Annotated in this window: 29 protein-coding genes; 11 read left to right on the forward strand and 18 right to left on the reverse strand. The window is 70.7% G+C overall.

The window, feature by feature from the left end; translation table 11 throughout:
* Positions 1-5 precede the first annotated feature (5 nt).
* Positions 6-350, reverse strand: a complete 345-nt coding sequence (locus ACFXJ8_RS26790) for a putative quinol monooxygenase (protein WP_379646716.1) — start codon at positions 348-350, stop codon at positions 6-8.
* A gap of 114 nt (positions 351-464) precedes the next feature.
* Here ACFXJ8_RS26790 and ACFXJ8_RS26795 point away from each other — a divergent pair, with 114 nt between their 5' ends.
* From ACFXJ8_RS26795 to ACFXJ8_RS26810, 4 genes are all read left to right on the forward strand, one after another.
* Positions 465-824, forward strand: coding sequence for a hypothetical protein (locus tag ACFXJ8_RS26795; RefSeq protein ID WP_379646717.1), 360 nt, complete (start codon positions 465-467; stop codon positions 822-824).
* A gap of 124 nt (positions 825-948) precedes the next feature.
* Positions 949-1,272: a TraR/DksA family transcriptional regulator gene (locus tag ACFXJ8_RS26800; protein WP_379646718.1), complete on the forward strand. Its 324-nt coding sequence runs from the start codon at positions 949-951 to the stop codon at positions 1,270-1,272.
* A complete protein-coding gene (locus tag ACFXJ8_RS26805) occupies positions 1,269-2,096 on the forward strand; it encodes a rod shape-determining protein (RefSeq protein ID WP_379646719.1) in 828 nt (275 codons plus the stop codon). Before ACFXJ8_RS26800 ends, ACFXJ8_RS26805 begins: the two co-directional genes overlap by 4 nt.
* Entirely contained in the window at positions 2,093-2,431 is a 339-nt protein-coding gene (locus tag ACFXJ8_RS26810) for a TraR/DksA family transcriptional regulator (protein ID WP_379646720.1), read from the forward strand. The genes ACFXJ8_RS26805 and ACFXJ8_RS26810 overlap by 4 nt, the downstream gene beginning before the upstream one ends.
* A gap of 127 nt (positions 2,432-2,558) precedes the next feature.
* Here ACFXJ8_RS26810 and ACFXJ8_RS26815 read toward each other — a convergent pair whose 3' ends face one another.
* From ACFXJ8_RS26815 to ACFXJ8_RS26835, 5 genes are read right to left on the reverse strand one after another with little or no spacing between them, the layout of a single operon-like run.
* Positions 2,559-3,224, reverse strand: a complete 666-nt coding sequence (locus ACFXJ8_RS26815; protein ID WP_379646721.1) for an NADPH-dependent F420 reductase — start codon at positions 3,222-3,224, stop codon at positions 2,559-2,561.
* Between the two features lie 21 nt (positions 3,225-3,245).
* Positions 3,246-3,932 carry a MarC family protein gene (locus tag ACFXJ8_RS26820; RefSeq protein ID WP_379646722.1) on the reverse strand — a complete coding sequence of 229 codons (687 nt, stop codon included), beginning with the start codon at positions 3,930-3,932 and terminating at the stop codon, positions 3,246-3,248.
* A gap of 60 nt (positions 3,933-3,992) precedes the next feature.
* Positions 3,993-5,267 carry an arginine deiminase gene (locus ACFXJ8_RS26825; RefSeq protein ID WP_379646723.1) on the reverse strand — a complete coding sequence of 425 codons (1,275 nt, stop codon included), beginning with the start codon at positions 5,265-5,267 and terminating at the stop codon, positions 3,993-3,995.
* Positions 5,268-5,289: 22 nt separating this feature from the next.
* Positions 5,290-5,811 (reverse strand): hypothetical protein, encoded by a 522-nt coding sequence (locus tag ACFXJ8_RS26830; RefSeq protein WP_379646724.1) that lies wholly within the window; start codon positions 5,809-5,811, stop codon positions 5,290-5,292.
* Positions 5,812-5,817: 6 nt separating this feature from the next.
* Entirely contained in the window at positions 5,818-6,315 is a 498-nt protein-coding gene (locus tag ACFXJ8_RS26835; protein ID WP_379646725.1) for a DUF1269 domain-containing protein, read from the reverse strand.
* Between the two features lie 214 nt (positions 6,316-6,529).
* Between ACFXJ8_RS26835 and ACFXJ8_RS26840 the strand changes: the two genes are divergently transcribed.
* Positions 6,530-7,660 carry a DUF418 domain-containing protein gene (locus ACFXJ8_RS26840; RefSeq protein WP_379646726.1) on the forward strand — a complete coding sequence of 377 codons (1,131 nt, stop codon included), beginning with the start codon at positions 6,530-6,532 and terminating at the stop codon, positions 7,658-7,660.
* A gap of 98 nt (positions 7,661-7,758) precedes the next feature.
* On the opposite strand, the gene ACFXJ8_RS26845 is transcribed toward ACFXJ8_RS26840, so the two are convergent.
* On the reverse strand, positions 7,759-8,220 hold the full coding sequence (locus tag ACFXJ8_RS26845; RefSeq protein ID WP_379646727.1) for an RrF2 family transcriptional regulator: 462 nt from the start codon (positions 8,218-8,220) through the stop codon (positions 7,759-7,761).
* Positions 8,221-8,272: 52 nt separating this feature from the next.
* Between ACFXJ8_RS26845 and ACFXJ8_RS26850 the strand changes: the two genes are divergently transcribed.
* Complete coding sequence (locus ACFXJ8_RS26850; protein WP_379646728.1) at positions 8,273-8,665, forward strand: hypothetical protein; 393 nt, start codon at positions 8,273-8,275, stop codon at positions 8,663-8,665.
* Between the two features lie 46 nt (positions 8,666-8,711).
* Positions 8,712-9,041, forward strand: a complete 330-nt coding sequence (locus tag ACFXJ8_RS26855; protein WP_379646729.1) for a cupin domain-containing protein — start codon at positions 8,712-8,714, stop codon at positions 9,039-9,041.
* A 115-nt stretch (positions 9,042-9,156) separates the two neighbouring features.
* Here the strand turns inward: ACFXJ8_RS26855 and ACFXJ8_RS26860 are convergent, their stop codons facing one another.
* Both ACFXJ8_RS26860 and ACFXJ8_RS26865 read right to left on the reverse strand, forming a co-directional pair.
* The gene (locus tag ACFXJ8_RS26860; protein ID WP_379646730.1) at positions 9,157-10,362 is read right to left on the reverse strand and encodes a low temperature requirement protein A; all 1,206 of its coding nucleotides are present in this window, start codon (positions 10,360-10,362) and stop codon (positions 9,157-9,159) included.
* Between the two features lie 27 nt (positions 10,363-10,389).
* Entirely contained in the window at positions 10,390-11,154 is a 765-nt protein-coding gene (locus tag ACFXJ8_RS26865; RefSeq protein ID WP_379646731.1) for an SDR family oxidoreductase, read from the reverse strand.
* 446 nt (positions 11,155-11,600) lie between these two features.
* On the opposite strand from ACFXJ8_RS26865, the gene ACFXJ8_RS26870 reads away from it, so the two are divergent.
* Positions 11,601-11,885: a hypothetical protein gene (locus tag ACFXJ8_RS26870; protein ID WP_379646732.1), complete on the forward strand. Its 285-nt coding sequence runs from the start codon at positions 11,601-11,603 to the stop codon at positions 11,883-11,885.
* Here the strand turns inward: ACFXJ8_RS26870 and ACFXJ8_RS26875 are convergent, their stop codons facing one another.
* The 4 genes from ACFXJ8_RS26875 to ACFXJ8_RS26890 all read right to left on the reverse strand — a co-directional run bounded on the left by ACFXJ8_RS26875 (position 11,886) and on the right by ACFXJ8_RS26890 (position 16,260).
* The gene (locus tag ACFXJ8_RS26875; protein ID WP_379646733.1) at positions 11,886-13,676 is read right to left on the reverse strand and encodes an FtsX-like permease family protein; all 1,791 of its coding nucleotides are present in this window, start codon (positions 13,674-13,676) and stop codon (positions 11,886-11,888) included.
* Positions 13,677-13,681: 5 nt separating this feature from the next.
* Positions 13,682-14,422, reverse strand: coding sequence for an ABC transporter ATP-binding protein (locus ACFXJ8_RS26880; RefSeq protein WP_379646734.1), 741 nt, complete (start codon positions 14,420-14,422; stop codon positions 13,682-13,684).
* Positions 14,419-14,931 carry a PadR family transcriptional regulator gene (locus ACFXJ8_RS26885; RefSeq protein ID WP_379646825.1) on the reverse strand — a complete coding sequence of 171 codons (513 nt, stop codon included), beginning with the start codon at positions 14,929-14,931 and terminating at the stop codon, positions 14,419-14,421. The genes ACFXJ8_RS26880 and ACFXJ8_RS26885 overlap by 4 nt, the downstream gene beginning before the upstream one ends.
* A gap of 321 nt (positions 14,932-15,252) precedes the next feature.
* Positions 15,253-16,260, reverse strand: a complete 1,008-nt coding sequence (locus ACFXJ8_RS26890) for a GlxA family transcriptional regulator (protein WP_379646735.1) — start codon at positions 16,258-16,260, stop codon at positions 15,253-15,255.
* Positions 16,261-16,312: 52 nt separating this feature from the next.
* Here ACFXJ8_RS26890 and ACFXJ8_RS26895 point away from each other — a divergent pair, with 52 nt between their 5' ends.
* Positions 16,313-16,708, forward strand: coding sequence for a cupin domain-containing protein (locus tag ACFXJ8_RS26895; RefSeq protein WP_379646736.1), 396 nt, complete (start codon positions 16,313-16,315; stop codon positions 16,706-16,708).
* A 268-nt stretch (positions 16,709-16,976) separates the two neighbouring features.
* On the opposite strand, the gene ACFXJ8_RS26900 is transcribed toward ACFXJ8_RS26895, so the two are convergent.
* Positions 16,977-17,396 (reverse strand): nucleoside deaminase, encoded by a 420-nt coding sequence (locus ACFXJ8_RS26900; RefSeq protein ID WP_379646737.1) that lies wholly within the window; start codon positions 17,394-17,396, stop codon positions 16,977-16,979.
* A complete protein-coding gene (locus ACFXJ8_RS26905; RefSeq protein WP_379646738.1) occupies positions 17,383-18,240 on the reverse strand; it encodes an LLM class flavin-dependent oxidoreductase in 858 nt (285 codons plus the stop codon). Before ACFXJ8_RS26905 ends, ACFXJ8_RS26900 begins: the two co-directional genes overlap by 14 nt.
* Positions 18,241-18,333: 93 nt before the next feature.
* Here ACFXJ8_RS26905 and ACFXJ8_RS26910 point away from each other — a divergent pair, with 93 nt between their 5' ends.
* Positions 18,334-18,780 carry an Lrp/AsnC family transcriptional regulator gene (locus ACFXJ8_RS26910; protein WP_379646739.1) on the forward strand — a complete coding sequence of 149 codons (447 nt, stop codon included), beginning with the start codon at positions 18,334-18,336 and terminating at the stop codon, positions 18,778-18,780.
* A gap of 39 nt (positions 18,781-18,819) precedes the next feature.
* Positions 18,820-19,296: a hypothetical protein gene (locus tag ACFXJ8_RS26915; RefSeq protein WP_379646740.1), complete on the forward strand. Its 477-nt coding sequence runs from the start codon at positions 18,820-18,822 to the stop codon at positions 19,294-19,296.
* Between the two features lie 85 nt (positions 19,297-19,381).
* Here the strand turns inward: ACFXJ8_RS26915 and ACFXJ8_RS26920 are convergent, their stop codons facing one another.
* The 3 genes from ACFXJ8_RS26920 to ACFXJ8_RS26930 all read right to left on the reverse strand — a co-directional run bounded on the left by ACFXJ8_RS26920 (position 19,382) and on the right by ACFXJ8_RS26930 (position 23,020).
* Entirely contained in the window at positions 19,382-20,284 is a 903-nt protein-coding gene (locus tag ACFXJ8_RS26920) for a hypothetical protein (protein WP_379646741.1), read from the reverse strand.
* Between the two features lie 88 nt (positions 20,285-20,372).
* Complete coding sequence (locus ACFXJ8_RS26925; RefSeq protein ID WP_379646742.1) at positions 20,373-22,265, reverse strand: hypothetical protein; 1,893 nt, start codon at positions 22,263-22,265, stop codon at positions 20,373-20,375.
* A complete protein-coding gene (locus ACFXJ8_RS26930) occupies positions 22,250-23,020 on the reverse strand; it encodes an ABC transporter ATP-binding protein (RefSeq protein WP_379646743.1) in 771 nt (256 codons plus the stop codon). Before ACFXJ8_RS26930 ends, ACFXJ8_RS26925 begins: the two co-directional genes overlap by 16 nt.
* Positions 23,021-23,058 lie beyond the last annotated feature (38 nt).

The raw sequence follows: 23,058 nt of genomic DNA on the forward strand, positions 1-23,058 counted from the left end.
ACCGCTCAATGACCGTCAATCGGACGGCGAGCCGACTCCATCTCGCCGAGCGGCGACCAGTCCTGCTGCGGCACGTTCGCGTTCACGATCCGCGGCGTCTGCGCCAGGTGGCCGGGAAGCGTCCGCTGAGCCTGCCTGAAATGCTCGGAGCGAACGTGCGCGCCTCCGGCCTCCTCATCGCGGAACGCCTCGACCAGGACGTACTCGGCAGGATCCTCGACGCTGCGCGACCAGTCGAACCACAGGCACCCGGGTTCGGCGCGCGTCGCGTCGGTGAACTCCCGCGTGATCTCGGGCCACCGGTCGGCATGCTCGGGCAGGACACGGAACTTCGCGGCAATGAAGATCATGTGATGCTCGCTCCTTCACGCTCGGTAAGTCGTGCTGTCCTACCCGCCGCGGCCTGGCCGTACTCCGCGTGCGCGGGGATGTATGGGCTGCTGAAGTGGGCTATGGTCACGAGTATGTCGATCCGGGGTGTGCGCAGCCCCGCCGCCTTCAAGGCGGCGGTGGGCCTGATGCTGCTTGCCCTGGTCATGTTCGCCGCAGCGCCGGGCTGGGCCGGCGACTCCGGCCAGCGGGCCCGCGCCTACACCGGCGACATCATCACCCCCGTGACCCAGGCGGCGACCGTCTCGACGTTGCCGCCGCCGTCGGCCAGGATCCCCGAGCACCTGTCGCGGGCGTGGGCGACCGTCGTGCGCACCGCGTCGGTACCCCAGCGGCCGGAATCCGGCTGGGCGGATGCGGGCTCGGCCGCCTTCCGCACTCCTCAGCGGTACGGGCATCACGCCCCGGGCTCGCGCAGCCCGCCGCAGGCGTAGAGATTCCTCTCCTCAACCCCTGTGCCGCGCCGTGAAGGCGACGGCACCAGGGGCTCATCGGTCTGCCCGCCGCCCATAGCCGCGGGCGACCGCTTGGATTCTCCACGCTAGGAGCGATGCCGTCATGGCTTCTTTGCATGCCCTCATCCAGGACTACTACCGGCACCACGCCCAGCTCGACGGGCTCCGCACGGTGCTGCACGAGCACCTGGCCGAAGCCCGGGCCGAACTGGAGCGTGCCACCCGGCGGGCGGCCACCCGCCAGGCCGGCCGGGCCCAGCGGCGCATCACCGTCATCGAGGCCGCCATCGAGCGGATGGACCGCGGGCTGTACGGCACCTGCCGCAGGTGCGGCTCGCTCATCCCGCTCGCCCTGCTGCGGCGCGCCCCGCACGAGCAGCACTGCGCCCGCTGCGCCGACCTCTGCGCGGCAAGGACCGCGGCATGAACGGCGGCATGAACGCCGCCACGGCCCTGCGCGAGCGGGGTGGCCGAAGCGCCGCACTCGACCTGGGCACGGCCCGGATCCGGATGGTGGGCCTGACCCACCCGGTGATCATCGACCAGCCGTCCCGCCTGACCTCGGCGGCCGGCAGCCGCCGGCCGGTCAGGCACGGCATGGTGGCCGACACCACGGCCTGCGCCCAACTGGTGGGCACGCTGCTGCGCAGCGCCTTTCCCGAGACGGCGCACCCCTGGGAGCAGGTGCTGCTGGGCGTGCCGGTGACAGCCTCGCCCGCCCAGCGCACCGCGGCCGCCGACGCCGTCACCCGCGCCACCGGCTGCCCCGTGACACTCGTCGAGGAGCCGCTGGCCGCGGCGATCGGCGGCGGCATGGACGTCACCGACCCGCGACCCCAACTCCTGATCGACGTCGGCGCGGGCATCGTCGAGGCCGTCGTCATCCACCAGGGCACCATCACCGACGCGCTCGCCGTACAGATCGCCGAAGCCGCCCAGCCCGGCCTGCCGCCACACGCGCAACAACGGGTCGTCGCCATGACGGCCGAGCTGCTCACGCGTGTCCCCGCCCGGCTGCGCGCGAGCGTACGCGAGCGCGGGCTGCTGCTGACCGGCGGCGGCGCCGGCCACCCGCGCCTGGCCTCGCACCTGTGTTCCCGTCTCGACCTCACGGTCAGCACGGCCAACGATCCGGCGCACGCGACGATCCGCGGGCTGACCCGCCTGTGCCTGTCAACTGACGGCTCCATGCCGTACGGCCGGCCGGCGACCAGCGTTTCCACCCAAGCCAAGAAGGAGGTCCACCGATGAAGCAGGACCAGCGCACCCCGCTCAGCGACACCCAGGCCGACGCCATCACCGAGGACCTGCAGGCGCTGCTCATGTGGCGCACCTCCCGGCTCGCGGAACTGGAAGGGGTGCTGCAGTCCGTCGACGGGGACGGCGACACCCGCCGCAGCGTCATGGCCGATCTGGCCGCCAACGAGCGCGCCATCGCCGAGATCCGCAACAGCCTGGACCGGCTGTCGGAGCGGACGTACGGCCGATGCGTCGGCTGCGGCACGCCCATCCCGTTCGAGCGGCTGAAGATCCGGCCGCTGACCCGGCACTGCATGCCCTGCCGCCGACAGCACGAGGCCGCCTGAAACCCCCTCCCGCGTGCCCCCGGAGGGCACGCGGGACTTCACGCTCTCGTCATGCCAGGCCCGCCGGGGCGGCGGGTTGGAGCGCAAGGCCGGGCAGTTCGGCCGGGGCCTGCCGTAGCTCACGGCTTCAGGTGGTGGCCCGCCACTCCGGCGTACGGTCCCTGTTCGCCTGGGCCAGGCCGGTCCTGACGCCTTCGGTGTCCAGGTCGGTCGTGTAGACGGGGGTGCCGGGCTGCTGCCGCCAGGACTCGTCGAGGCCGCCGGCGTCGACCGGGTCGAAACCGAGCGCCTCCACGAGTTCCATGACGACCGCCTTGGCCGCCTCGTCGTCCCCGGCGACGGGCAGGGCGATCCGCCCGGGGGCTCCGGCCGGGCGTCCGCCGTCGGCCAGGTGGTCGGCGTAGATGTTGTTGAACGCCTTGATCACCGGATGGCGGAGCTGCCTTTCGACCCACCGGCTCTCCGTCATGCCGGCCTCGATCTCCTCGATCCGGCCGTCACGCTGCTGCGGATAGTAGTTGCCGGTGTCGACCACGACCAGATCGTCGGGAGCGCCGTCGAAGAGTCCCGCGGGCAGGTCGGGCACCTTGCCCTCAGGGATGGTCACCACGACGAGATCGGCTCCCCTGGGCGCCTCCTCGACGCTCACCGCCCGCGCCCCGGTCTGCGCGGCCAGGTCGGTGAGCGTCTGCGGGCCCCGGGAGTTGGCCACGGCCACCTGGTGTCCGAGCGCGGACAGCCGCCGGGTGAGCGTGCCGCCGATGTTGCCTGCGCCGATGATGCCGATGTTCATGAGGCGTTCCTCACAGGTCTGTTACTGGTTGATGCGGGCGGTGACCAGGTCGGTGAACCCGTTGGCGAGCAGGATGACGGCGATGGCGGTGAGCAGGATGCCCGCCACCCGGTCCAGGAGCATGGCGCCCCTGAGCGAGATACGCCGTTCGACGTGCCCGGACAGGTAGAGGGTCAGCCCGGTCACCGCCGCGAAACACACGGCGGCGAGCGACAGGGCGAGTTTGTCGCGGATCGTCGTCGCTGCCGCGGAGGCGGCGACGCCGAAGGCGAAGGTGGTGCCGCCGAAGGTGAGCGGGAAGCTCAGCGGGGTGAACAGGACCGACTTGGGCTCGGCGGGAGGATCGGGTGCCGCCGCGGCCACCGGTTGCCGCCCCTCCTGCTGCCGGCTGTCCTGCTGCCGGAGTTTCTCCACCTCCTCGACGGCTCCCGCCTTGCCACGCATGAGCGGAATGGACGCATACGCCAGCGCGATGCCGCCGGTGGCGGTCAGCGCCGCCGTACTGATGCCGAGGAGTTTCAGCAGCGGCTCGCCGACCCACAATGCCGCCAGGATGAAGACGGCGGTGTTGAGGGCCAGTCCCAGCGCCAGCCCGTTGACCTGTTTGTGGCTGAACGGGCGGACGATCGGCAGGTAGGAGGCCAGCGCGGCGATCGGGCTGTAGAGCCCGAACAACGCCAAGAACAGGATCAGTGCTGGATGCGTCATCGTGGTGCTCCCGGTTGGTCACTGGGGGAGTTTCACGACACCGGTACGGCGGCGCGCGCCTCAGACGGGGTCGCGCAGGATCGGGCAGGTCATGCAGTGCCCGCCGCCCCTGCCCTTGCCCAGCTCGAAGCCCTCGATCTCGACGACGTCCACCCCGTGCTCGCGCAGCTTCCTGTTGGTGAACTCGTTCTTGTGGTAGCCGACCACCACCCCCGGCTCCAGGGCGACGAAGTTGCTGCCGCTGTCCCACTGCTCCCTGGCCCGCTGGTAGTCGTCGCCGCCGGTCGGGATGATGTCGAGCTTGCCGATGCCGAGCGCGTCCTCGAACGCCGCGGCCAGGTTCGGCTCACGCCGTACGTCCACGACGCCCTCCTTGTCGCCCGGCCGCAGCGAGTAGACCTCCGCGTTCTCCACCACCGGCGGGTAGCCGGTGGCCTTGTCCACGTCCAGCAGTGTGAACACGGTGTCGAGATGCATGTACGAGCGGTGCGGCGGGATGTTGACCGCGAGCACCCTGGTGGCGGCCCCGGCCGCGAACAGCTCCCTGGCCAGATGCTCGATCATGATCGGGCTGGAGCGCTCGCTGACGCCGATCGCGACGGCGCCGCCGCCGATGGGCATCATGTCGCCGCCCTCCAGCGAAGCGCGGCCGAAATCCTCCTCGTCGAAGCTGCCGTCGTCGCCCATCGGCGGATACCAGTAGGCGAAGCCGTCGTCGGCGAACATCGGGTGGAAGTGGTAGATGATGCTCTGGTTGAGCGTCTCCAGGCGGCGGGCGTGGTAGTAGAGCGGGTTCAGCGAGACCCCGCCGTACAGCCAGGCCGAGGGGTCACGCTGGTAGAGCGAGTTCGGCAGCGGCGGCAGGATGAACGAGCCGGTCCTGGCCATGGCGGTGACCAGCGAGCGGGCGTCGAAGCCCTCGCGGCTGGCCTGGGTGGCCGAGACGAACTCCTCCTTGGTCAGCCCGCCGATCAGATGCTCGGCCAGCTTGTCGCCGCTCCAGGAGGCGAGCTCGGCGCGGACCTCGTCGACCAGCGAGGGGCCCACCGTCAGGTGGGTGACCGTACGCTCCACCGCGTGCCGCTTGGCCTCGGGGGCGGCCTCGAGCGCCTCGGCGAGCAGCTGCTGGTGGTAGAACACCTCGATGCCGCGCCCGCGCATCATCGCCACGAACGCGTCGTGCTCGAGCTGGGCGCGGCTGACCCACAGCACGTCGTCGTAGAGCAGCTCGTCCTTGTTGGCCGGGGTGAGCCGCTTCAGGCTGAGATCGGGCCGGTGCACGATCACCTTTCGCAGCGTGCCCACCTCGGAATGCACTCCGTACTTCGTGCTCACAACACCCTCCTATGCCGGTCGATCACTTTCGGGGAGAGGGACTGCCCGCGCCCCGCTCCAGCGGCAGCACCGGGATGCGGAGGGTCAGGGTGCCCGCGGTCGGCGAGCGGAAGGTGACGTCCACGGGCGTTGCGCCCATCGGGCGGTGGATGCCCACGAGCTCCAGGTGCGGACGGTCGTGGCCTTCCTGGAGGCTGACCGTGCCGCGGGGAGGGACCGCGACATGGATGGCCTGGTTCGCAGGCGCGTCGCCCTCGCGGTAGACGACCTGGTCGGCGTGCACGGTGCTGGCCCCGTCGAGGATCTGCTCCCTGTCGCCGTTGTTGACCAGCGTCAGGTACAGGCCGAGGTCGTCACCCGCCTTCTGCTCGTCCTTGGGCGGGGCCAGGATGTGCACGTGGACCAGCCGCAGCATGCCGACCTGCCCGTCCACCAGTCCCCCGCGATCCCACGCCTCGGGCCCGCGCCCCGAGGCGCAACCCCCGCACGCCAGGATCAGGCAGGCGGCCAGGAAGGCGTGCAGCGTCCGCCTCTTGGTGCTCATGTGTCGCTACTGGCCCGCGGCGGCCTGGACGTGGAAGACGGCCTCCCGCAGGTCGGCCTCGGCTTCCTGGCTCAGCGACGTCTGCATGATCTCCCCGCCGAACGGGGCGATCTGCGCGATCACCTTGTCCGGGGTGCTCTGCGTGACCAGCAGGAACAGCGCGGCTCCGCCGGGTTGCAGCCGCTGGCCCAGATTCCGCATGAAGTCGTCGTTGACGCCGATGTCCGTGCTCGCCCCCGCGCCCGCCACCGCTCCGACCGCCATCCCCAGCAGCGGCGCCAGGAACAGCAGGCCGATCAGTCCGCCCCACAGCGTGCCCGACGCCGCGCCGCCCCCGGCCGTGCTGCGCAACTGGTGCAGCTTGATCTTGCCGTCGGGCTTCTTCTCCGCGACCGCGGCGTCGGCGAGCGTGATGAGCTTTTCGCGCTGCAACTCCAGCAGCCGGTCGCGCGCACGGGTCGCGGTGGCGACGTCCGGATAGGCGATGGCGATCAGATTACTCATGGAATCCCCCGATTCCCGCTATGCCGAGACAGACCAGGAGCGGCCATAGCGGCACATAGCACATCGTTCCACTGCGGTCGTCGCACGAAACGCGGACCTGCGAGAACGGCACCTCGACGCGACCAAGGAAGCATGGCCGTACATCGATGGGTGTAGGGCCCTTTTCGCTCACGGGGACGAGATCGGCGAGGGTAGGCGCCGCCAGGCTTGAGGGGTGACGAAACGTATAGCCGCCCTGGACGTTCTGCGCGGCGTGGCGATCATGGGCACGCTCGGGACGAACATCTGGATCTTCACCCATCCCGGCGGCCCGGCGCAGCTGATGGGGCTCGGCGGCGACAGAGGAGCGGTGGAGACGTTCCTGACCTTCCTCACCAACGGCAAGTTCCTCGGCCTGCTGACCCTGCTGTTCGGCATCGGCCTCGAACTGCAGTACCGCAGCGCCGTACGCAAGGGCCTGACCTGGCCCGGCAGGTACCTGTGGCGCGCGGCCCTGCTGTTCGCCGAGGGCGCGCTGCACTACGTCCTGATCTTCGAGTTCGACGTGCTGATGGGTTATGCGGTCATCGCCGTGATCGTCGCCTACCTGATCGGCCGCAGCGACCGCGTGATCAGGAGCTGGATGGTCGCGGCGGGCGCGCTCCACGTGAGCCTGGTCGGCCTGTTGACCCTGGCCATGCTGACCACCGGCGACATCGACTCACCCACCTCCGCAACCGCCCTCTACACCGAGGGCAGCTGGCTCGACCAGGTCGTCACCCGGCTGCGCGACCTTCCCCTCTACCGGTCAGAGCTGATCTTCATCATCCCCATGGGGATCGTGCTGTTCCTGCTCGGCGCCCGGCTGCTGCGCGCCGGCGTCTTCGACGAGCGCGGCGCCGCCCTGCGCAGCAGGTTGATCGTCATCGGGCTCGGGGTCGCCGCGCCGCTGAACCTGGCCACCTCGTTCGCGGGCCCGGCCTGGTTCGCCGTCGACCGCTACATCCTGCCGCCGCTGGTCGCACTCGGCCTGCTCGGGCTGATCAGCTCGATCACGCTCGGCCTGCGCGGCACGCCCGGCCCGGTCCGTACGGCTCTGGCGAACGTGGGGCGGACGGCACTGTCCTGCTACGTGCTGCAGAACCTGGTCGCCGGCGTGCTCTGCTACGGCTGGGGCCTCGGCCTGGCCGCCGAACTCGACTGGCTGCGCCCCTGGTGGGTGCCCGTCGCGTGGGCCGGCATCTGCCTGCTGTTCATGACGCTCGCCTCGCTGTGGCTGCGCCGCTTCCACCGCGGGCCGCTCGAACTGGCCTGGCAATGGGCCTACCAGGCGCCATGGACCAAGCGCGGGAGCATGCACACCTGAGCCTTCCTATCGGGTGCCAACTCTTCCCGGGTACGGCCTGGCCCGCTCTTCCTCGCCGAACACCGCCCCGTACCGAACCCGAGAGCGTGGCAGGCCGCCTACGCCGTACCCGTCAGGCGCAGTCGGGTGCGGGCCGGCGCCGACGGCGGCAGGGTGGCCAGGACGTCAGCGAGGGAGACCCCGGCAAGGCTGCCTCGCCACGCCTGGTGCGCCTCGGCCATCTTCGCGGCCAGGACGCACGTGCTCCGGCACTCCTCGGGCGGCAGCGCGCCCCGTCCCTGCTGGCGGATCTCACGGCACTCATACGGGGAGGACGTGCCGGCGACGGCCTCGACGATCTGCAGGAGCGTGATCTCGGAGGCGGCCCGCGCCAGCCGGAACCCTCCCCGCGGACCCGTGGTCGCGGCCAGCACGCCGGCCCGCACGAGCGCCTGCAGCTGCTTGGCGAGATAGGCCTGCGGGACGTCGTAGTACTGCGCGAGCTGCGTCGCCGACGCGGTGGCTCCCGGGTCGAGCTGCGCCAGCGACGTGGCGCAGTGCAGAACCCACTCAGTACTCACAGGTGTCGAAGGCAACGCCCACTACGCCGGCAAACGGGAACAGGAGCGCCTGGTGGCCGCCGGACCAGTGCCGTGGACGATCGTCCCCGCCACACAGTTCCACGACTTCGCCGCGATGGTCACAAGCTGGACCGAGCAGGACGGCGTCGCCACCGTCGCGCCACTGCTCGTCCAACCGATCGCCCCCGCCGACGTGGCCGACATCCTCGCCGAACTCGCCACGGGCAACCCGCAGGGACGTCACGCCGACGTCGCCGGGCCCGAACCGCAGGACCTCGTCGACATGGCCCGGCGCACCAACCAGGCGCGCGGCCGTACGGTGAAACTCGTGCCGACCTGGTCAGCGCTGTTCGGCCCGGCGATGGCCGGCAACGTGCTACTGCCCGGCAAGGACGCCCGCATCGCGCCGACCACCTTCGACGACTGGCTCGCCGAACAGCGATAGAACCCCGCCATCGTGCGGAGGATCCACCATGAGATGATCCCAAGCCATGGAAATCATCGACAGCGGCCGATTCCAGCCCGCGGCGGACGGATCCGCCCACTACGCGGAGCACCTGGCGGTCCCCGCGCTCAGCTTCGGAACGTACTCCATTCCGGCCGGCGCGACAGATGGGCAATCACCGCACAACGAAGACGAGATCTACGTCGTGACCAGCGGGCGCGGCTCCTTCACCTCAGGCGGCCACACCATCGAGGTCGGCCCCGGCACCATGCTGTTCATCCCCGCCCGCGAGGAGCACCGCTTCCACGACATCACCGAAGACCTGGTGACGCTGGTGTTCTTCGCCCCCGCATACAGCGGCATCCCCGAGTCCTAGGAAGATCCCCTCGTGGGCGACGTCGGCCAGCCTGCGGGCTCCGCCGCCGAGGCCACCCCTCGGCCCTCGCCCGCGGGGTTGGCGACCCGCGGATCGAGACGGCCCTGCCAGGCGGTCACGCAGTGGTGGACGGCCCGGAACGTCCCACCGGGTCTGCCGACGTGGGCGTCAGGTGCGTGGCGATGACAACGGCGACGATGACAACAGCGATCAGCGGCAGCGGCAGACGGGTGAGCGGCGTCAGCATCACCAGCGCCGCACCGGCCGGCAACGCCGCGTTGAGCAACGGGCCGGGGCGGTGCGGCCTGATGTGCACCGCCCAGAGGCTGATCAGGAACACCGCCACCGGTACGGCGACCGCGGCCCCCGCGGCGAACGCCGTGACGTGCGAGGCGTGCCTGCCGTAGTCGATCGCCACCGCCAGCCCGGCACCGATCGCGGCAGCCGAAGAGTAGATGAAGTAGTGGCCGTAACCCCACCGGAACGCCGCCTTGCTGGAGGTGAGGATCCGATGTGCGGGCCGGGCGAAGTACAGCCACCACATGGAAAAGACGATGACCGTCCCGCTCAGCGCCACCGACAGCAGCGCCCCGGTGGCGATTCCCGCCGCCAGCCCCGACTGGATGGCGCGCGTCGCGGCCAGAATCGACTCGCCGAGCACGATGATGAAGAACAGGCCGTACCGCTCGGCGATGTGGTGCGGATGCCAGGTCGTCTGCCGGGCGCGCTCGGCCCAGCGCGGTACGGCCAGCTCGCCCAGCACCAGCACGAAGAAGCCCACCAGCCCGGCGCGTTCCGGCAGAGCCAGCCGCAGGATCCAGCCGGCCTGGACGACGGTGATGCCGATCGCGTAACGCAGCGCACAGGCCCTCCCGTCGGGATGCTCACGGGCCGCACGCAACCACAACGCCACCAGGGCCAGGCGCATGATCGCGTACCCCAGCGTCACCAGCCCGAAATCCTTCCCCGGTCCGAACGCGGCGGGCACGCCGGCGGCCAGCACGAGCACGCCGACGATCTGGACCAGGATCAGCAGCCGGTACACCACGTCGTCGGGGTCATAAGCGGACGCGAACCAGGTGAAATTCATCCACGCCCACCAAATGGCGAAGAACACCATCGCGTACCCCAGAACGCCCGTACCGAAGTGCCCCTCGGACACGGCATGATGCAGGACCGCCGCCGCCTGCGCCACGGCGACCACGAAGCACAGATCGAACAGCAACTCCAGCGGGGTGGAGACGCGATGCCCTTCCCGCGGGTCACGTCCGGTCATCCGGTTCCACACCGGCTGCCGGCCGGTGCCAGTCGGAGCGCTCATTGCCCCTCCGCGGCTGAGTCGGTCATCTCAGCGGGTGGTGTAGCCGCCGTTGACGAAGAACGTCTGGCCGGTGGCCCACCAGCCGTCGGTGAGCAGGAACCGCACCCAGGGCACGATGTCCTCGATCTTGGTGAGCTCGCCGTTCATGGATGAGGACTTGTGATAGGCGATGGAGTCCTCATCCTCCGCCGGGTAGAAGAACGGCGTGTCCATGGGCCCGGGCGCGATGTTGTTGACGGAGATCCTGCGGCCGAACAACTCCCTGGCGAGCGCACGGGTGAAGTCCTCCACCGGAGCCTTGGCCCCGGCGTAGATCGAGTAGTTGCCGGTGAAGGCCGCCAGCAGGGACGTGACGACGGTCAGGATCTTGCCGCCGTCCTCCACGCGCCGGGCGGCCTCCTGCATGACGAAGTAGGCGCTCTTGGCGTTGACCGCCATCATGGCGTCGTACTCGGCCTCGGTGATCTCCACCATCGGCTTCTTGACGACCATGCCGGCGGTGTTGACGCTGGCGTACAGGGAGCCGTAGGCGTTGAGCGTCTCGTCGAAGACGCGCTTGACCTCCGGCACCCGCGTCAGGTCGGCCTGGATGGCGAACGCCTCGCCGCCTGCCGCCTTGCAGGCCTCCACGGTCTGCTCGGCCCCCTCCTTGGAGGACGGGCTGTTGTAGTGCACCACGAGACGCGCGCCGTCGGCCGCGAGTGTGCGGCAGATCAGCGAGCCGAGATTACGGGACGCTCCGCCGACGAAAACGGCTTTGCCGTTCAGGCTGGTGCCGGGTCGCTCGGGCATGATGTCCTCCTGGTTCCTCGTCTTGGTGTTCTTGGCATCTGAATGCCGCCGGCGCGGCCGGATGACGGCCTGGTCGCCGTACGGCAGGCCTGGCCGCGCAACCTTCCCGTCCCGAACCGCGAAGCCTGGACCGCAGGGATCACGCCGCCGGGTGCAACCCCCGGCGATCTACCGCCTCTTCGGCGCCATGCAAGACCTCCTGACGGCCGTCGCAGCCGACGGATTCGCCCAGCACCTGGCCCGCAAAACCAACCGCCCCCCACGACCTTCGGCCTCGAACCCCCCGCGCACTACCGGCTGATGTACCCACAGCAGCCGACCGGCACATCCACCAACTCCTGCACAGCCATCACACCCACCGCTGACCCGCGTGGCGGCCATCGCCCGGATCAGGCCCGGGCCACGGTCAGCACCGCCTCATACTCCGAAGCGTTCGTCGAGCTGGCGTGCTGGCCGTCGATGACGGCATCCTGGCCGGCCCCGCACCCCCACACCACCCGCATGACCGGCGGCTGGGAACCGAATTCCACCACCGTTCAACCGTCAGCGCCCGCTCCATCAGCGACCTGGAACGCGCCATCTACCGCACGGTCCGTAAGGAGACCGCACGGCTGCTGGCCGACGCGTTGGAGCTGTCCGCCGACGTACGGATGAGGTTCGAGGCCGCCGCCGGTGAGGCGGATGAGGTCTCTGCGGAGTTGTGCGGGACCCGGTCCGCTGAGCGGGGCTGATCACGCTGTTTCGGAGCTGAGGACCTGCGCCACGGGTCGGCGCGCCGCCAGGCGTGCGGGCAGGGCGGTAAGTGCCGCCGTCGCCAAGAGAGTCGCGAGTGCGGCGCCGAGCAGCCAGGAGGAGGGGGCTTCCACCGAATTCCTGGCGGCGAAGAGCGAGAGCAGGCCGATGCCCAGAGGGACGCCGATGATGGCGCCGGGCAGGCTGGGCAAGAGCTGGGCGGTGGACAGTCCCGCGGAGATCTGCCCCGGGGTGGCGCCGAGCGTACGTGCGATGGCCATGCTCGCCCGAGCCTCCATGGCAGTGGTCCAGGTGAGCGTGATGGTGTTCACGACGGCGAGTGCGATCAGCAGGATGGTGACGGCGAGCATCAGCTGGCGGTCGTGCTCGCCCCGCAGGTTGGGCAGAGCGGACGAGCCGTTCAGGCCGTAGCCCCTCTCCGGCTGGGCGTAGAGGGTCAGCAGGGCGACGATCATGATCACTGTGGTGGCGGCGGAGCACGCCTGCAGCACGGCGCGGCCCGGCCGGCGGGCGGTCAGCCGCAGCCCGAGCAGAAGCGGCGTGGGCAGCAGCGACGACAGCGCGGTGAGCCAGGGTCGGTGACGGGGCTGGTGCGCGGTGGCGGTCAGCGCCGTGACGGTCGCCGTACGCATGGCCCGCAGCGTGGGACGCAGCGTGGACAGCACCGCCACCGCCACGGCCAGGACGGTCGCCGTGGCAACGGTGGCGCCGCCCGGCCCGACCGCGTCGCCGATCCGGCTGGCGGTGGGGCTGGCGATGGCGGGCACGGCCAGACGGGCGATCACCAGCCCCAGCGCGTCGCCGACCAGCGCCAGCGCCAGGTACTCGGTGAGCAGGACGGCGGCGATCAGGCCGGGGCCGGCGCCGACGGCCTTGAGCAGCCCGGCCCGGCGCGTCTGCTCGGCGGCGCGTCCCGCCGCCAGCGCCGCCACTCCGGTGACGGCCAGGAAGCTCAGCAGCCAACTGCCGACGACCAGGATCGGCTGGCTGTCCTTGAGGACGACCAAGTCCTGTTGGGCTTTGAACTGCCAGGAGTGAAAGTTGATCCTTACGGTGGAGTCGCGGTGGGCGTCGCGGAAGACCTCAGTGGCGGCAGGGTCGCGCAGCTTCAGGTCCAGGGCCAACGTCACCGGGAGATCTTGGGACGACGCCAGTGTCCGGGCATCTGATCGGGTCATCCAGGCCAGACCGCTGTAGTCGCTGGGACCACCGCCCGGGCCGATCTGCGCCGCCCAAGGGTAGATCGAGGTGGCCGCGGTCACGGCGATCCCGACAACGGGGTACGACCGGCCGGCGATGGTGACGCGGTCGCCGACGCCGACGCCCAGCGCGGTGGCGAAACCGCGTTCGAGGACCGTGCCGCCGGAGCGTACCCAATGACCCGAGGTCACCAGCGGCCGGTTGACCACGCCGGGCGTCTCGACGAAGCCGTGCACCACCACCGGAGACGACGTGGAATCGCGCGTGGTGAGGCCGGCGTAGACGATGCGATAAGGGCCATGGTGGGCGACTACTTCGGGAGCGTCCGCCAGCGAGGCCAGGGCCGAGGTCACGGCGGGGCCCGTGTCGCCGGACAGCGCCACCACGTCCGGCCCGGCGGTGGCCGCGCGGGTCTGCTCGTACAGCGCGTCGCTCACGCCGCGCAGGGACAGGCCCAGGGCCATCGTGGCGGTGGTCACGGTCACCGCGAGCAGGAGCATCGCGGCCTGGGCCTGGTGCCTGCGAAGGTCGGCCAGCACGAGGCGCACGACGAGCACGATGGAGCCCATGACGTTCAGCCCTCCAGCCCGATCAGCCCGCCGAGCCCGCGCGCGTGGGAGCCGGCCAGCAGGGTGTCGTCGACGAACATCCCGTCGCGCATCGAGACCAGACGGTCCGCCGTGGCCGCCACCCGCTCGTCATGCGTGACGATCACGAAGGTCTGCCCCGCGGAACGCAGCTCCTGGAAGATCCTCAGCACCTCGAGGGTCGCCGCGGTGTCGAGGTTGCCGGTCGGCTCGTCGGCCAGGACGACCAGCGGGTCGTTGGCCAGCGCGCGAGCGACGGCCACCCGCTGACGCTGCCCACCCGACAGTTGCGACGGCAGGTGCCGGGCGCGGCCGGAAAGCCCGACCCGTTCCAGCAGCAGGCTCGCGCGCCGTCTGGCCTGGCGGCGCGAACGCCCGGCCAGCAGCGCGGGCAGCTCCACGTTCTCGGCCGCCGACAACTCCTCCACCAGATGGAAGGCCTGGAAGATGAACCCCACCGACCGGCGCCGCATGCGCGCCAGAGCTCGCTCGCTCAGCGTGTCGATGCGCCGCCCGGCCACCCACACCTCTCCATCAGTAGGCCGCTCCAGGCCACCCAGCAGGTGCAGCAGAGTGGATTTCCCACAGCCGCTGGGCCCCATCACCGCCAGCATCTGTCCCTGAGGCACCTCCAGGTCGACCTCGTCCACCGCGCGGACCCGGCTCTGCCCCTGACCATGCGTCTTCACCAGGCCGCAGGCCCGGACCGCGGCACTTGACATGTTCATCCACCCTCGACTTCGTCATCGACCTTGGACCAGGCCCGCTCACAGGCATCCAGCCAGCGCAGGTCCGCCTGCAACCGCAGCACAACCCCTTCCAGCAGCAGACCGGCGCCCGACCCCACCGGCTCGGCCAGCGCCGCCTGCTGCGCCTCGCGCAAGCGGCGCAGCAACTCTCGGCGCTGCGCCGCCACCAGCTCCACCGGGTCGGCCAGCCGGGCCGCGGCGGCAGCGGCGAGCTTGAGATGGAACTCCGCCAGGTCCGGTTTCGGCCAGCCCACCTCGGCCAGCCAGGCGGACACCCGCTGCTGCCCGGCCGGTGTCAGCGCGTAGATCTTGCGCTCCGGCCGTTCGGGCAGGCCGTCGGCCCGTTCGCAGACAACGAGCCCCGCTCGCTCCAACCGGGTCAACGTCACATAGATCTGACCGCGGTTCATCGACTCGCCCAGCGGGCCAAGACTGCGCCGCAGCCGAGCGTGCAAGTGGTACCCGTGCGACGGCTCCTTGGCGAGCATCGCCAGCACTGCGTCCTGCACTCCATCCCCCTAACGGTTGGCTAATAGATAGCGGTTACCCATGAGAGGTGTCAAAGCCGGGCCGCGCTGGGCGAGTCAGAGCAGCCCGCCTGGCTGCTCGGACACGCTGACCCATGCGCTCACCCCCGGCGCGCCCGAAGCCCTCGCCTTCAACTTCCCCCAAGCCGCCCCCCGGCCCAGACAAGGCGCTCGGTCCGCGCGACGGCCGTCCCGACACCAGGTGCGCGCGACCGTCCTACCGGCAGCCCGGCACTCGGTGGTCCGGGCAGAGCCGGAGGCGGCACCAACCTGCTCACCCCGCTAGGAGTACGTACCCCGGCCAATCCCCGGGCCGAATCGATGGCGATACTCCAATGGAGTGAGCCCGATCTTCCGACGCATCAACGCGCGCAAATTCGCAGCGGTGCCCAGCCCACTGCGCCGCGCGACCGCCTCCACGCCCGACTCACCCCGCTCGATCAGCCGGCACGCCAGCGCAAGCCGTTCCCCCGTGAGCCACACCAACGGCGTGCAGCCCAACTGCGCCTGAAACCGGCGATGCAACGTCGCCGCACTGACCGAAGCACGCGCGGCGAGATCAGACACCGCCAGCGGAGCGTCCAGCCGTTCCAAAGCCCAAGCCAAGACCGGCGCCAAAGACTCATCCGGCACCCTGGGCACCGGCCGCTCCACGAACTGCCGCTGCCCGCCATCGCGGTGCGCGGCGAAGACGAGCCGCCGGCTCACCGAATTGGCCACCTCAGCACCATGATCGCGACGGACGACGTACAGGCCGAGATCGAGCGCGGCCGCGCTCCCCGCAGCCGTGAGGATGTCGCCGTCGTCCACGAACAACACGTCAGTCTCCAGCCGGACAGAAGGGAAGCGAGCCCGGAACGAATCCGCCCACTGCCAGTGCGCGGTGGCCCGGCGCCCATCGAGAACCCCCGCCTCCGCCAGGGTGAAAGCACCACTGCAGAAGCCGACCAGGCGCGCGCCGCGCGCATGCGCCCGCCGGACGGCATCAAGTACGACCGGACGGCGCGGCACCTCCACATCAGGACGATTCGGAACGATCAACGTATCCGCCGATTCCACCGCCTCCAGATCGGCGACGCCCGTGAGCGTGAAGAACCCGTCCCGCATCAGCGTGCGCGGCTCGGGAGAGCACAGACGGAAGTCGTAGAGATCGCGCCCGAGCTCCGGCCTGCGCAGGCCGAACACCTCGGTCGCGCAGCCCAGCTCGAAAGGGTTGGAGTTCTCGTCCACGATCACGACAACCCGGTGCGGGCCCGCCGCACGAACGACATGCGAGGATTCTTGCGCCATGTGCTATTCCTAGCACTCACAGGGATGATGCCCAGTGGGGCAGGATCCCAGCGTGAGCAATGAACCCATCACCCTCGGCAAGGCCCTGGCCTCCTTCGACGCCCTGTGGAGCCCCCGCATCGTCACCCGCGTCAACGACTACGACGTACGCGTCGCCAAGGTCGAGGGCGAGCACATCTGGCACGTCCACGACGACACCGACGAGTTCTTCCTGGTGCTCGACGGCGAGTTGCACATCTCCTTGCGCGAACCCGGCGGAGAGCGCACGGTCCGGCTCCCCCAAGGCGCTGTGTTCACCGTCCCCCGCGGCACGGAGCACAAGCCGGCCGCCCCCACCGGAGCTTCGATCCTCATGTTCGAGCCCACCGGGACACCGACCGTCGGTGACCACCATGCCGAGATCCCCGACCACATCGACGCGACGACGGGGCACCCGCTCGGCTCCTGAAAACTCGCAGACGGCGTCCCACGAAACCCATCCGCCCACCACCCCCGCTCCGAACTCCACGCGAAAGGGGAAAGGGGGCACGGCCGCCGCGGCGACGGATTGACTGGTGTCCGCCGCCGCGGCCCGCAACCGGTTCTCACCCGGGCGCGGCTCTCACGGGTACCCGCGACCGGGTGAAACCGCCGAGCGCTTGCCGTTTGGTGAGTCTTTAGTCCTTGAATGACGGATGGCCGGTAGGCCACCCCGCCCAGCGCCTTTACAATGTAGATCAGGAATAGTAGCCCTCTACAGGAATCCTGGCCTCGTCGAACAACGCGGGCCCCTCCAGCACCGGCTGTGGGAAGCCGCCGCCGGGCTTGAGCCCGGCCAGTTGCTCGCTGGACAGCGCGAACACCACCCGCCCCAACCCCGACCGCTCGATCGCGCCCGCGCACATCCCGCACGGCTGGCAACTGGTGTACATGGTGGTCCCCGCCGCCGTGTCCGGGTCCAGCTCGCGCGCCGCCCACCGGGCCAGCTTCAGCTCGGGATGCGCGGTGATGTCGGAGTCGGTGACGGAGGTGTTGTGGTCCTCGGCCAGCACGTCACCGTCCGGGCCGACCAGGAGCGAGCCGAACGGCGGGTTACCGCCCCGGCGCGAGATCGCGGCGAGCTCGATGGCCCGGCGCAGGAAGTCATCGTGCGTCATGGATACTGCCTCTCGTGTGGGCCGCGACGGCGGCCAGTGCGTGCCAGGCCCGTTCGGGATGGCGCGTGTCTTCAGGGTCGATGTCGAACGGGTCGAGCACCACGGTGTCCGCGCCCATGGCCCGCAGCCGTTCGAGGTCGTCGACGATCTGCCCTATGGTGCCCTCCCCCGCGCGCCGTCCGGCGCCGGTGACTGGCTCGTCGGTCATCCGCAGCACGATGCGCGGCACCAGCGCGGGTACGGCACGGCCCTCGGCGGCGGCCACGGCCGTCAACCGGTCCAGCGCCTCACCCAGCCACGACATCGTGAACCGCAGCGGATGCCAGGCCGCGCCGTGCCGTACCGCTCGGCGCATGCCGGCGTCACTGTTGCCGCCCGCCCAGATCGGGATCCGCCCCTGACCGTAGTCGGCCTCGTTCTCCCAGGCCGCGCGTACGGCGTGCAGGTAGTCGTCGGTCAGCCTGCCACGCCGCTCGTACGGCACGCCGAGCGCCTCGAACTCCTGGCGCGCCCAGCCGGCGGCCACGCCGAGCACGAGGCGGCGCCCGCTGAGCTGGTGCAGGTTCGCGGCCATGCGCGCGATGAGCAGCGGATGCCGGTAAGGGACGACGAGCACCGTGGTGCCCAGCCGGACCCGGCTCGTGATGCCCGCCAGCCACGCGAGCGTGGTGAACGGCTCGTAGAAGGGAGGCGGGTACTGCTCGGCCACGTCCGGCGTGATCACGACGTGGTCGGAGACCATCAGCAGGTCGAACCCGAGGCCCTCCACCGTCTGCGCCCACTGCCGGAGCGTGGCGGGATCGGTACCAGGGCCGAAGTTCGGCACGTTAACGCCCAGTTGCATCGCTTCAGCCTATTGACCGGATCAGCCCGGCCGGAAGCGAAACTTCCCGGCATTACCGTCATTCGACCGGGGATCCCTCGGTAGTGTGGGCGAATGACCGTGAGTCTCGACGGGACCGACTGGATCATCCTGGCCGAGCTGCAGCGTGACGGCCGCGTTCCCCTGACGGAGCTGGGCCGGCGAGTCAGCCTCAGCGCCTCCGCGGTGACCGAGCGCGTCAGGCGGCTGGAGTCGGCAGGGGTCATCACCGGCTATCGGGCGCAGGTGGATGTGGAGAAGGTCGGGTTCGCCGTGCTCGCGGTGGTGCGCCTGAAGTACCCGGGCAACCGGCACGAGCCTCTGCACCGGCTTCTGAGTGAGCGCGCCGAGATCCTGGAGTGCCTGCGGACCACCGGCGACGACTGCTACATGCTCAAGGTGGCCGCGACGTCGATGGGCCATCTCGAACAGCTGGTCAACGCGCTGACGGAGTTCGGCAGCACCACCACCAACCTCGTCTACAGCCAGCCCTTGCCGTACCGCGGACCACAGGCGCCCTGACCTGCTGAACCAGCAGGAGATCGTTTACGTGGTGCTTTCATGAGGAATCTACTGGCTCCGGCCGCCGCCTTCCTCATGATCGTGAGTTGTGGCGGCACACCCGAGCAGCGCATCGACGCACATCCCGCGGCCTACCCGGTCGTGGCGACACCCGTAGAAGCGGCCACGGTCCGCATCGCGTCGTCCAGCATCGGCAAGATCCTGGTCGACGACAAGGGCATGACGCTCTACCTGTTCGAGAAGGACAAGAACGGCAAGTCCGACTGCTACGACGAGTGCGCCAAGGAGTGGCCGCCCTTCCTGACCGAGGGCGAGCCGCAGGCGGAGCAGGGCGCCAAGGCCGACCTGCTCAAGACCGTCAAGCGGACCGACGGCGACACCCAGGTCGTCTACGGCCAGTGGCCGCTGTACTACTACCACGACGACAAGAAGCCCGGCGACGTCACCGGGCACGACAAGGAGGAGTTCGGCGCCGAGTGGTATGCCCTGAACGCCCAGGGCGAGAAGGCGCACTGACCACGGATCATCCGAGCCCCGACGAGGCGCGGGCGCGCGGCCGTCATTAGGCCGACGCGAGGTCCGCGCCGGGGTGAGTGACGCCCTACGTGTGGGTACGGCCGGGCAGGCCCAGAGGCCCGCGGAGACGGCCGAACGCGACCAGCTTCGACCTCGACACCCGGCTCACCGCGACCACTCCCGCCCCCGCCAGCGCCGTCACGCTCGCCACCAGCAGGACACCGGAGAGCACTGTGAGGTCCGCCGGGGCCAACCCCTGGGCCGCCTGCAGCACGCTGACCAGCACCACCCCGCCGTAGCCCGCGGCCGCCACGGCGACCAGCCGTACCCTGGCGGCCTCGCTCCAGCCGGTCAGCATGAGCACCGCGGCCAGCAGCGGCAGCGCCTGCACCGCGTGCAGGGTCACCGCGTGCGGCACCTTGAGCTGCCCGGCCGCGCCGAAGATCGACAGGTCGGTCGCCTGCGGCGGCAGCCCGATGGCGCGGCCGTTGGCGATGAGCGCGCCACCGGCGACCAGACTGAGCAGCAGCACCGCCAACCCCGCCCATACCGCCAGTCTCATGCTGGGCGAACCGTCGAAGCGCCGCCACGCCAGCACGGCGATCGCGATGATCGTCGGGATCAGCCCCACGATCGCGACGGCCGCCAGCGCCGCCGACACGGCGGCGTCGACGGGTGTGCCGAAGTTGAGGTGCGAGGGCACTCCTCGCCACCGCTGCAGGTCGATCAGCGCCGTCTCCACCAGGCTCGCCACCGTCAGCGTGCCCACGAGCCATCGCTCCTGCCGCTCCCCCAGCCCTGACCGCCCGGCGATCCAGACCAGGCTGAGCAGCGTCACCCCGAAGGAGAAGCCGAACAGAATGGGCTTGCGCCACGACACGGGGCCGCCCCATCCGCCACCGTCGACGGCATACACGACAAGGTGGAAGGCGCTGCTGGCGAGCAGCAGCATCGCCACGCCGTACCCGAGGCGCTGGTATCCGGACACGGCACCAGCCTGGCCGGGCGCCGCCCGCGGGAACATCCGCCTGCGGGAGGCGGCCGGACTACACCCGCCGTGGTAGCCGAAGCGGGGGCTATGCGCTGGCCCGCCGTGATTTGACCAGATAGTACAAGCCCGTCGCCAGCCCGGTGATCAGCAGCACGAGCCCGATGCCGATCATGGACAGGATCGTCGGCCAGCGCAGGCCGTCCGGCAGGTGCAGCGCCAGGAACCACGAACGGTTGTCCGCTCCGGTGGAGAGCATGATCGCGGGGACGACGCCCTGGGCGACCAGGGGCACCCAGCACAGCGTCAGGCTGGCGATGACATAGGCCCGTCGTCCGGCGGGAGCGAGGTCGAGACCGAGCCGCCGCAGGCCCAGGTCGGGGCGGGGCAGAGCGACCTCGGGGCTGCGGTGCCTGGCCGGGGCGAGCTGCGGGCGCCTGCGTACGGGCCGGGAGCCGGAGCGGAAGTGGTGGAGGAGCTCAGGGGCGGTGCTCTGCAGCCTGGCCGCTGCGATCCGGCCGAGCAGCCACGCCAGCACCGCGCCGCTGACCACACCTGCCACCGGGCCTGCCCACATCGGGCCCAGCCGTACGGCGAGGAAGGCGGGAGCGGCGGTGGCCGCGGTCAGGATCAGCATCAGCAGAACCTGGGTGAAATCGGTGCCGTTGTCCAGCAGGTTGCCGCCCCTGCGGTGCGGGTCGGGCAGCGGAACCGGACGCAGCACCGACACCAGCACGGTCACGCCCGCGCCGCCGCCCAGGACGGCGGGGACGAGCGCGGCGAGCCAGGGCCACTGCTCGTACTGGCCGGAGACGGTGAGCAGGCCGGCCGTGAGGATCACGGTGGGTGGCGCGGCGATCAGGAGCCAGCCGCGCTGCCGGCCGCGCACATCGTGCCGGACAGCGCCGGGAACCATCAGCTTGCCCCACAGTTCGGTGCCGTCGTCGCCGTACAGGTTGGCGCAGATCGCCGACATCCACAGCGCGAACAGCAGCCCGGTCCACGGCAGGAAGACAGAGGCGCCGACGGCCAACGGCAGCAGGCAGAACACCAGCGCGTAGCCCAGGGCGAAGCAGACGAGGTGAAAGCGGTGCAGGTCGCGGGTGTAGGTACGCAGTTCCCTGGCGGCGACCGCGGTGACCGGGCCGCGCACCCACCGGTCGGCGGAGACCCTGGCCGGGCGGCCATGGGCGCGGCGGGTGGTCAGGCGCCGCCGCATCAGGACGGCCCAGCCGTACAGGCACCCGGCCCCGAGCAGCGCCAGACCGGCCAGGGCGGCGACCGCGAGGGCCCAGTCACCGCGCCCGGCCGCCTCGACCGCCGTCAGGCCCCAGCCGGACGGCAGGAGGTGCACCCACGTGGTGAACAGGCCGGGAAAGCCCGTGGTCAGGGCCGCGCTGACCAGGGGCGACAGCACCCAGCCCGAGTGGAGAGCGGCCAGGACGGCCGCGCTGACGAACCCCGCCAGCGCGGCCCCCAGCCGCGACCGCATGACCTGGCCCAGCACGGCGGTGACCAACCGGGAGGCCAGCACGCTGAAGACCAGCTGAAGCGCGACCGCGGCAACGCCGACGGCGATCGCGCCCGGCCCGAGTCCGGCGGCGACGGCCACGACCACCAGCCCGGTGAACGCCACCACCGTCACCACCGGGGCGACACCGACGAAGGCCGCCGCGGCCAGGCCGGCCATCAGCGCGCGCGGGGTCAGCCCGTAGAGGGCGAAGTGCTCGGGGCGCAGAGTCTCGTCCCCGCCGCCGAACAGCGCCGGCCCCAGCAGCCACCCTGCCGTCCAGCCGGCCAGCGCGGCGCCGAGCAGGTCGAACCGCAGCGACGCGACCGGGTAGTCACGACCGGCGAGCACGAGCACGGCGGCCGCCAGAGCCAGACCGACCAGGCCGCCGACGATCATCTGGGCGGCACGCTGCCCGGTCATGGAGTTGTGCTGGACGGCCAGCTTCATCCGGATCAGGATGCCAACCACGCCAGCTCCTCCACCCGGGGCAGCTGGCCGCCGACCAGGCTCACGAACCGTTCCTCCAGGCTCAGACCGGCCCGGACCTCCGGCAGGGACCCGGCAGCCGCGACCCGGCCGGAATCGATCACGGCCACGTGGTCGCACAGCTGTTCCACCAGCGCCATCACATGGCTGGACAACACCACGGTCCCGCCGCCGCCGACGAACCGCTTCAGGATCTCCTTGATGGTCGCCGCCGAGACCGGATCCACCGCCTCCAGCGGCTCATCAAGCACCAGCAGCCTCGGGGCGTGCAGCAGGGCGGAGGCCAGGCCGATCTTCTTGCGCATGCCGGTGGAGTACTCCATCACCAAGGTGCGCTCGGCCGTCTGCAGGCCCAGGGTCTCCAGCAGTTCCCCGGCGCGACGCTCGACGTCGGCCCGGTCCATGCCGCGCAGCAGACCGGTGAAGCGCAGCAGCTCACGCCCGGTCAGCCGTTCGGGCATGGCCAGCCCGTCGGGCAGCACGCCGATCAGATCCTTGGCGCGGGCGGGGTCCGCCCATACGTCGATGCCGAAGATCTCGGCCCGGCCGGAATCCGGCCGGAGCAGGCCGACCGCCATCGACAACGTGGTGGTCTTGCCCGCTCCGTTGGGGCCGACCAGACCGAAGAACGATCCGTTCGGCACCTCCAGCTCGATGCGGTCGACGACGCGGTTGCAGCCGAACGTCTTGGTCAGACCGGTCAGGCGAAGTCCCGGCCCTGTGGTTGGTGATCTCACGAGAACCCTTCCGATTCTGTACGGCACGTGCCGTGCCG

This window comes from Nonomuraea sp. NPDC059194, from assembly GCF_042754765.1.
Classification (GTDB): Bacteria; Actinomycetota; Actinomycetes; order Streptosporangiales; family Streptosporangiaceae; genus Nonomuraea.

Coding starts and splice junctions, on each gene's coding strand:
- ACFXJ8_RS26805 (WP_379646719.1), top strand. CDS start 1,269: ATGAACGGCGGCATGAACGCCGCCACGGCCCTGCGCGAGCGGGGTGGC.
- ACFXJ8_RS26905 (WP_379646738.1), bottom strand. CDS start 18,240: ATGCAACTGGGCGTTAACGTGCCGAACTTCGGCCCTGGTACCGATCCC.
- ACFXJ8_RS26865 (WP_379646731.1), bottom strand. CDS start 11,154: ATGCCCGAGCGACCCGGCACCAGCCTGAACGGCAAAGCCGTTTTCGTC.
- ACFXJ8_RS26855 (WP_379646729.1), top strand. CDS start 8,712: ATGGAAATCATCGACAGCGGCCGATTCCAGCCCGCGGCGGACGGATCC.
- ACFXJ8_RS26875 (WP_379646733.1), bottom strand. CDS start 13,676: ATGGGCTCCATCGTGCTCGTCGTGCGCCTCGTGCTGGCCGACCTTCGC.
- ACFXJ8_RS26815 (WP_379646721.1), bottom strand. CDS start 3,224: ATGAACATCGGCATCATCGGCGCAGGCAACATCGGCGGCACGCTCACC.
- ACFXJ8_RS26820 (WP_379646722.1), bottom strand. CDS start 3,932: ATGACGCATCCAGCACTGATCCTGTTCTTGGCGTTGTTCGGGCTCTAC.
- ACFXJ8_RS26915 (WP_379646740.1), top strand. CDS start 18,820: ATGAGGAATCTACTGGCTCCGGCCGCCGCCTTCCTCATGATCGTGAGT.
- ACFXJ8_RS26800 (WP_379646718.1), top strand. CDS start 949: ATGGCTTCTTTGCATGCCCTCATCCAGGACTACTACCGGCACCACGCC.
- ACFXJ8_RS26830 (WP_379646724.1), bottom strand. CDS start 5,811: ATGAGCACCAAGAGGCGGACGCTGCACGCCTTCCTGGCCGCCTGCCTG.
- ACFXJ8_RS26790 (WP_379646716.1), bottom strand. CDS start 350: ATGATCTTCATTGCCGCGAAGTTCCGTGTCCTGCCCGAGCATGCCGAC.
- ACFXJ8_RS26885 (WP_379646825.1), bottom strand. CDS start 14,931: ATGCTCGCCAAGGAGCCGTCGCACGGGTACCACTTGCACGCTCGGCTG.
- ACFXJ8_RS26890 (WP_379646735.1), bottom strand. CDS start 16,260: ATGGCGCAAGAATCCTCGCATGTCGTTCGTGCGGCGGGCCCGCACCGG.
- ACFXJ8_RS26880 (WP_379646734.1), bottom strand. CDS start 14,422: ATGAACATGTCAAGTGCCGCGGTCCGGGCCTGCGGCCTGGTGAAGACG.
- ACFXJ8_RS26795 (WP_379646717.1), top strand. CDS start 465: ATGTCGATCCGGGGTGTGCGCAGCCCCGCCGCCTTCAAGGCGGCGGTG.
- ACFXJ8_RS26835 (WP_379646725.1), bottom strand. CDS start 6,315: ATGAGTAATCTGATCGCCATCGCCTATCCGGACGTCGCCACCGCGACC.
- ACFXJ8_RS26910 (WP_379646739.1), top strand. CDS start 18,334: ATGACCGTGAGTCTCGACGGGACCGACTGGATCATCCTGGCCGAGCTG.
- ACFXJ8_RS26900 (WP_379646737.1), bottom strand. CDS start 17,396: ATGACGCACGATGACTTCCTGCGCCGGGCCATCGAGCTCGCCGCGATC.
- ACFXJ8_RS26860 (WP_379646730.1), bottom strand. CDS start 10,362: ATGAGCGCTCCGACTGGCACCGGCCGGCAGCCGGTGTGGAACCGGATG.
- ACFXJ8_RS26810 (WP_379646720.1), top strand. CDS start 2,093: ATGAAGCAGGACCAGCGCACCCCGCTCAGCGACACCCAGGCCGACGCC.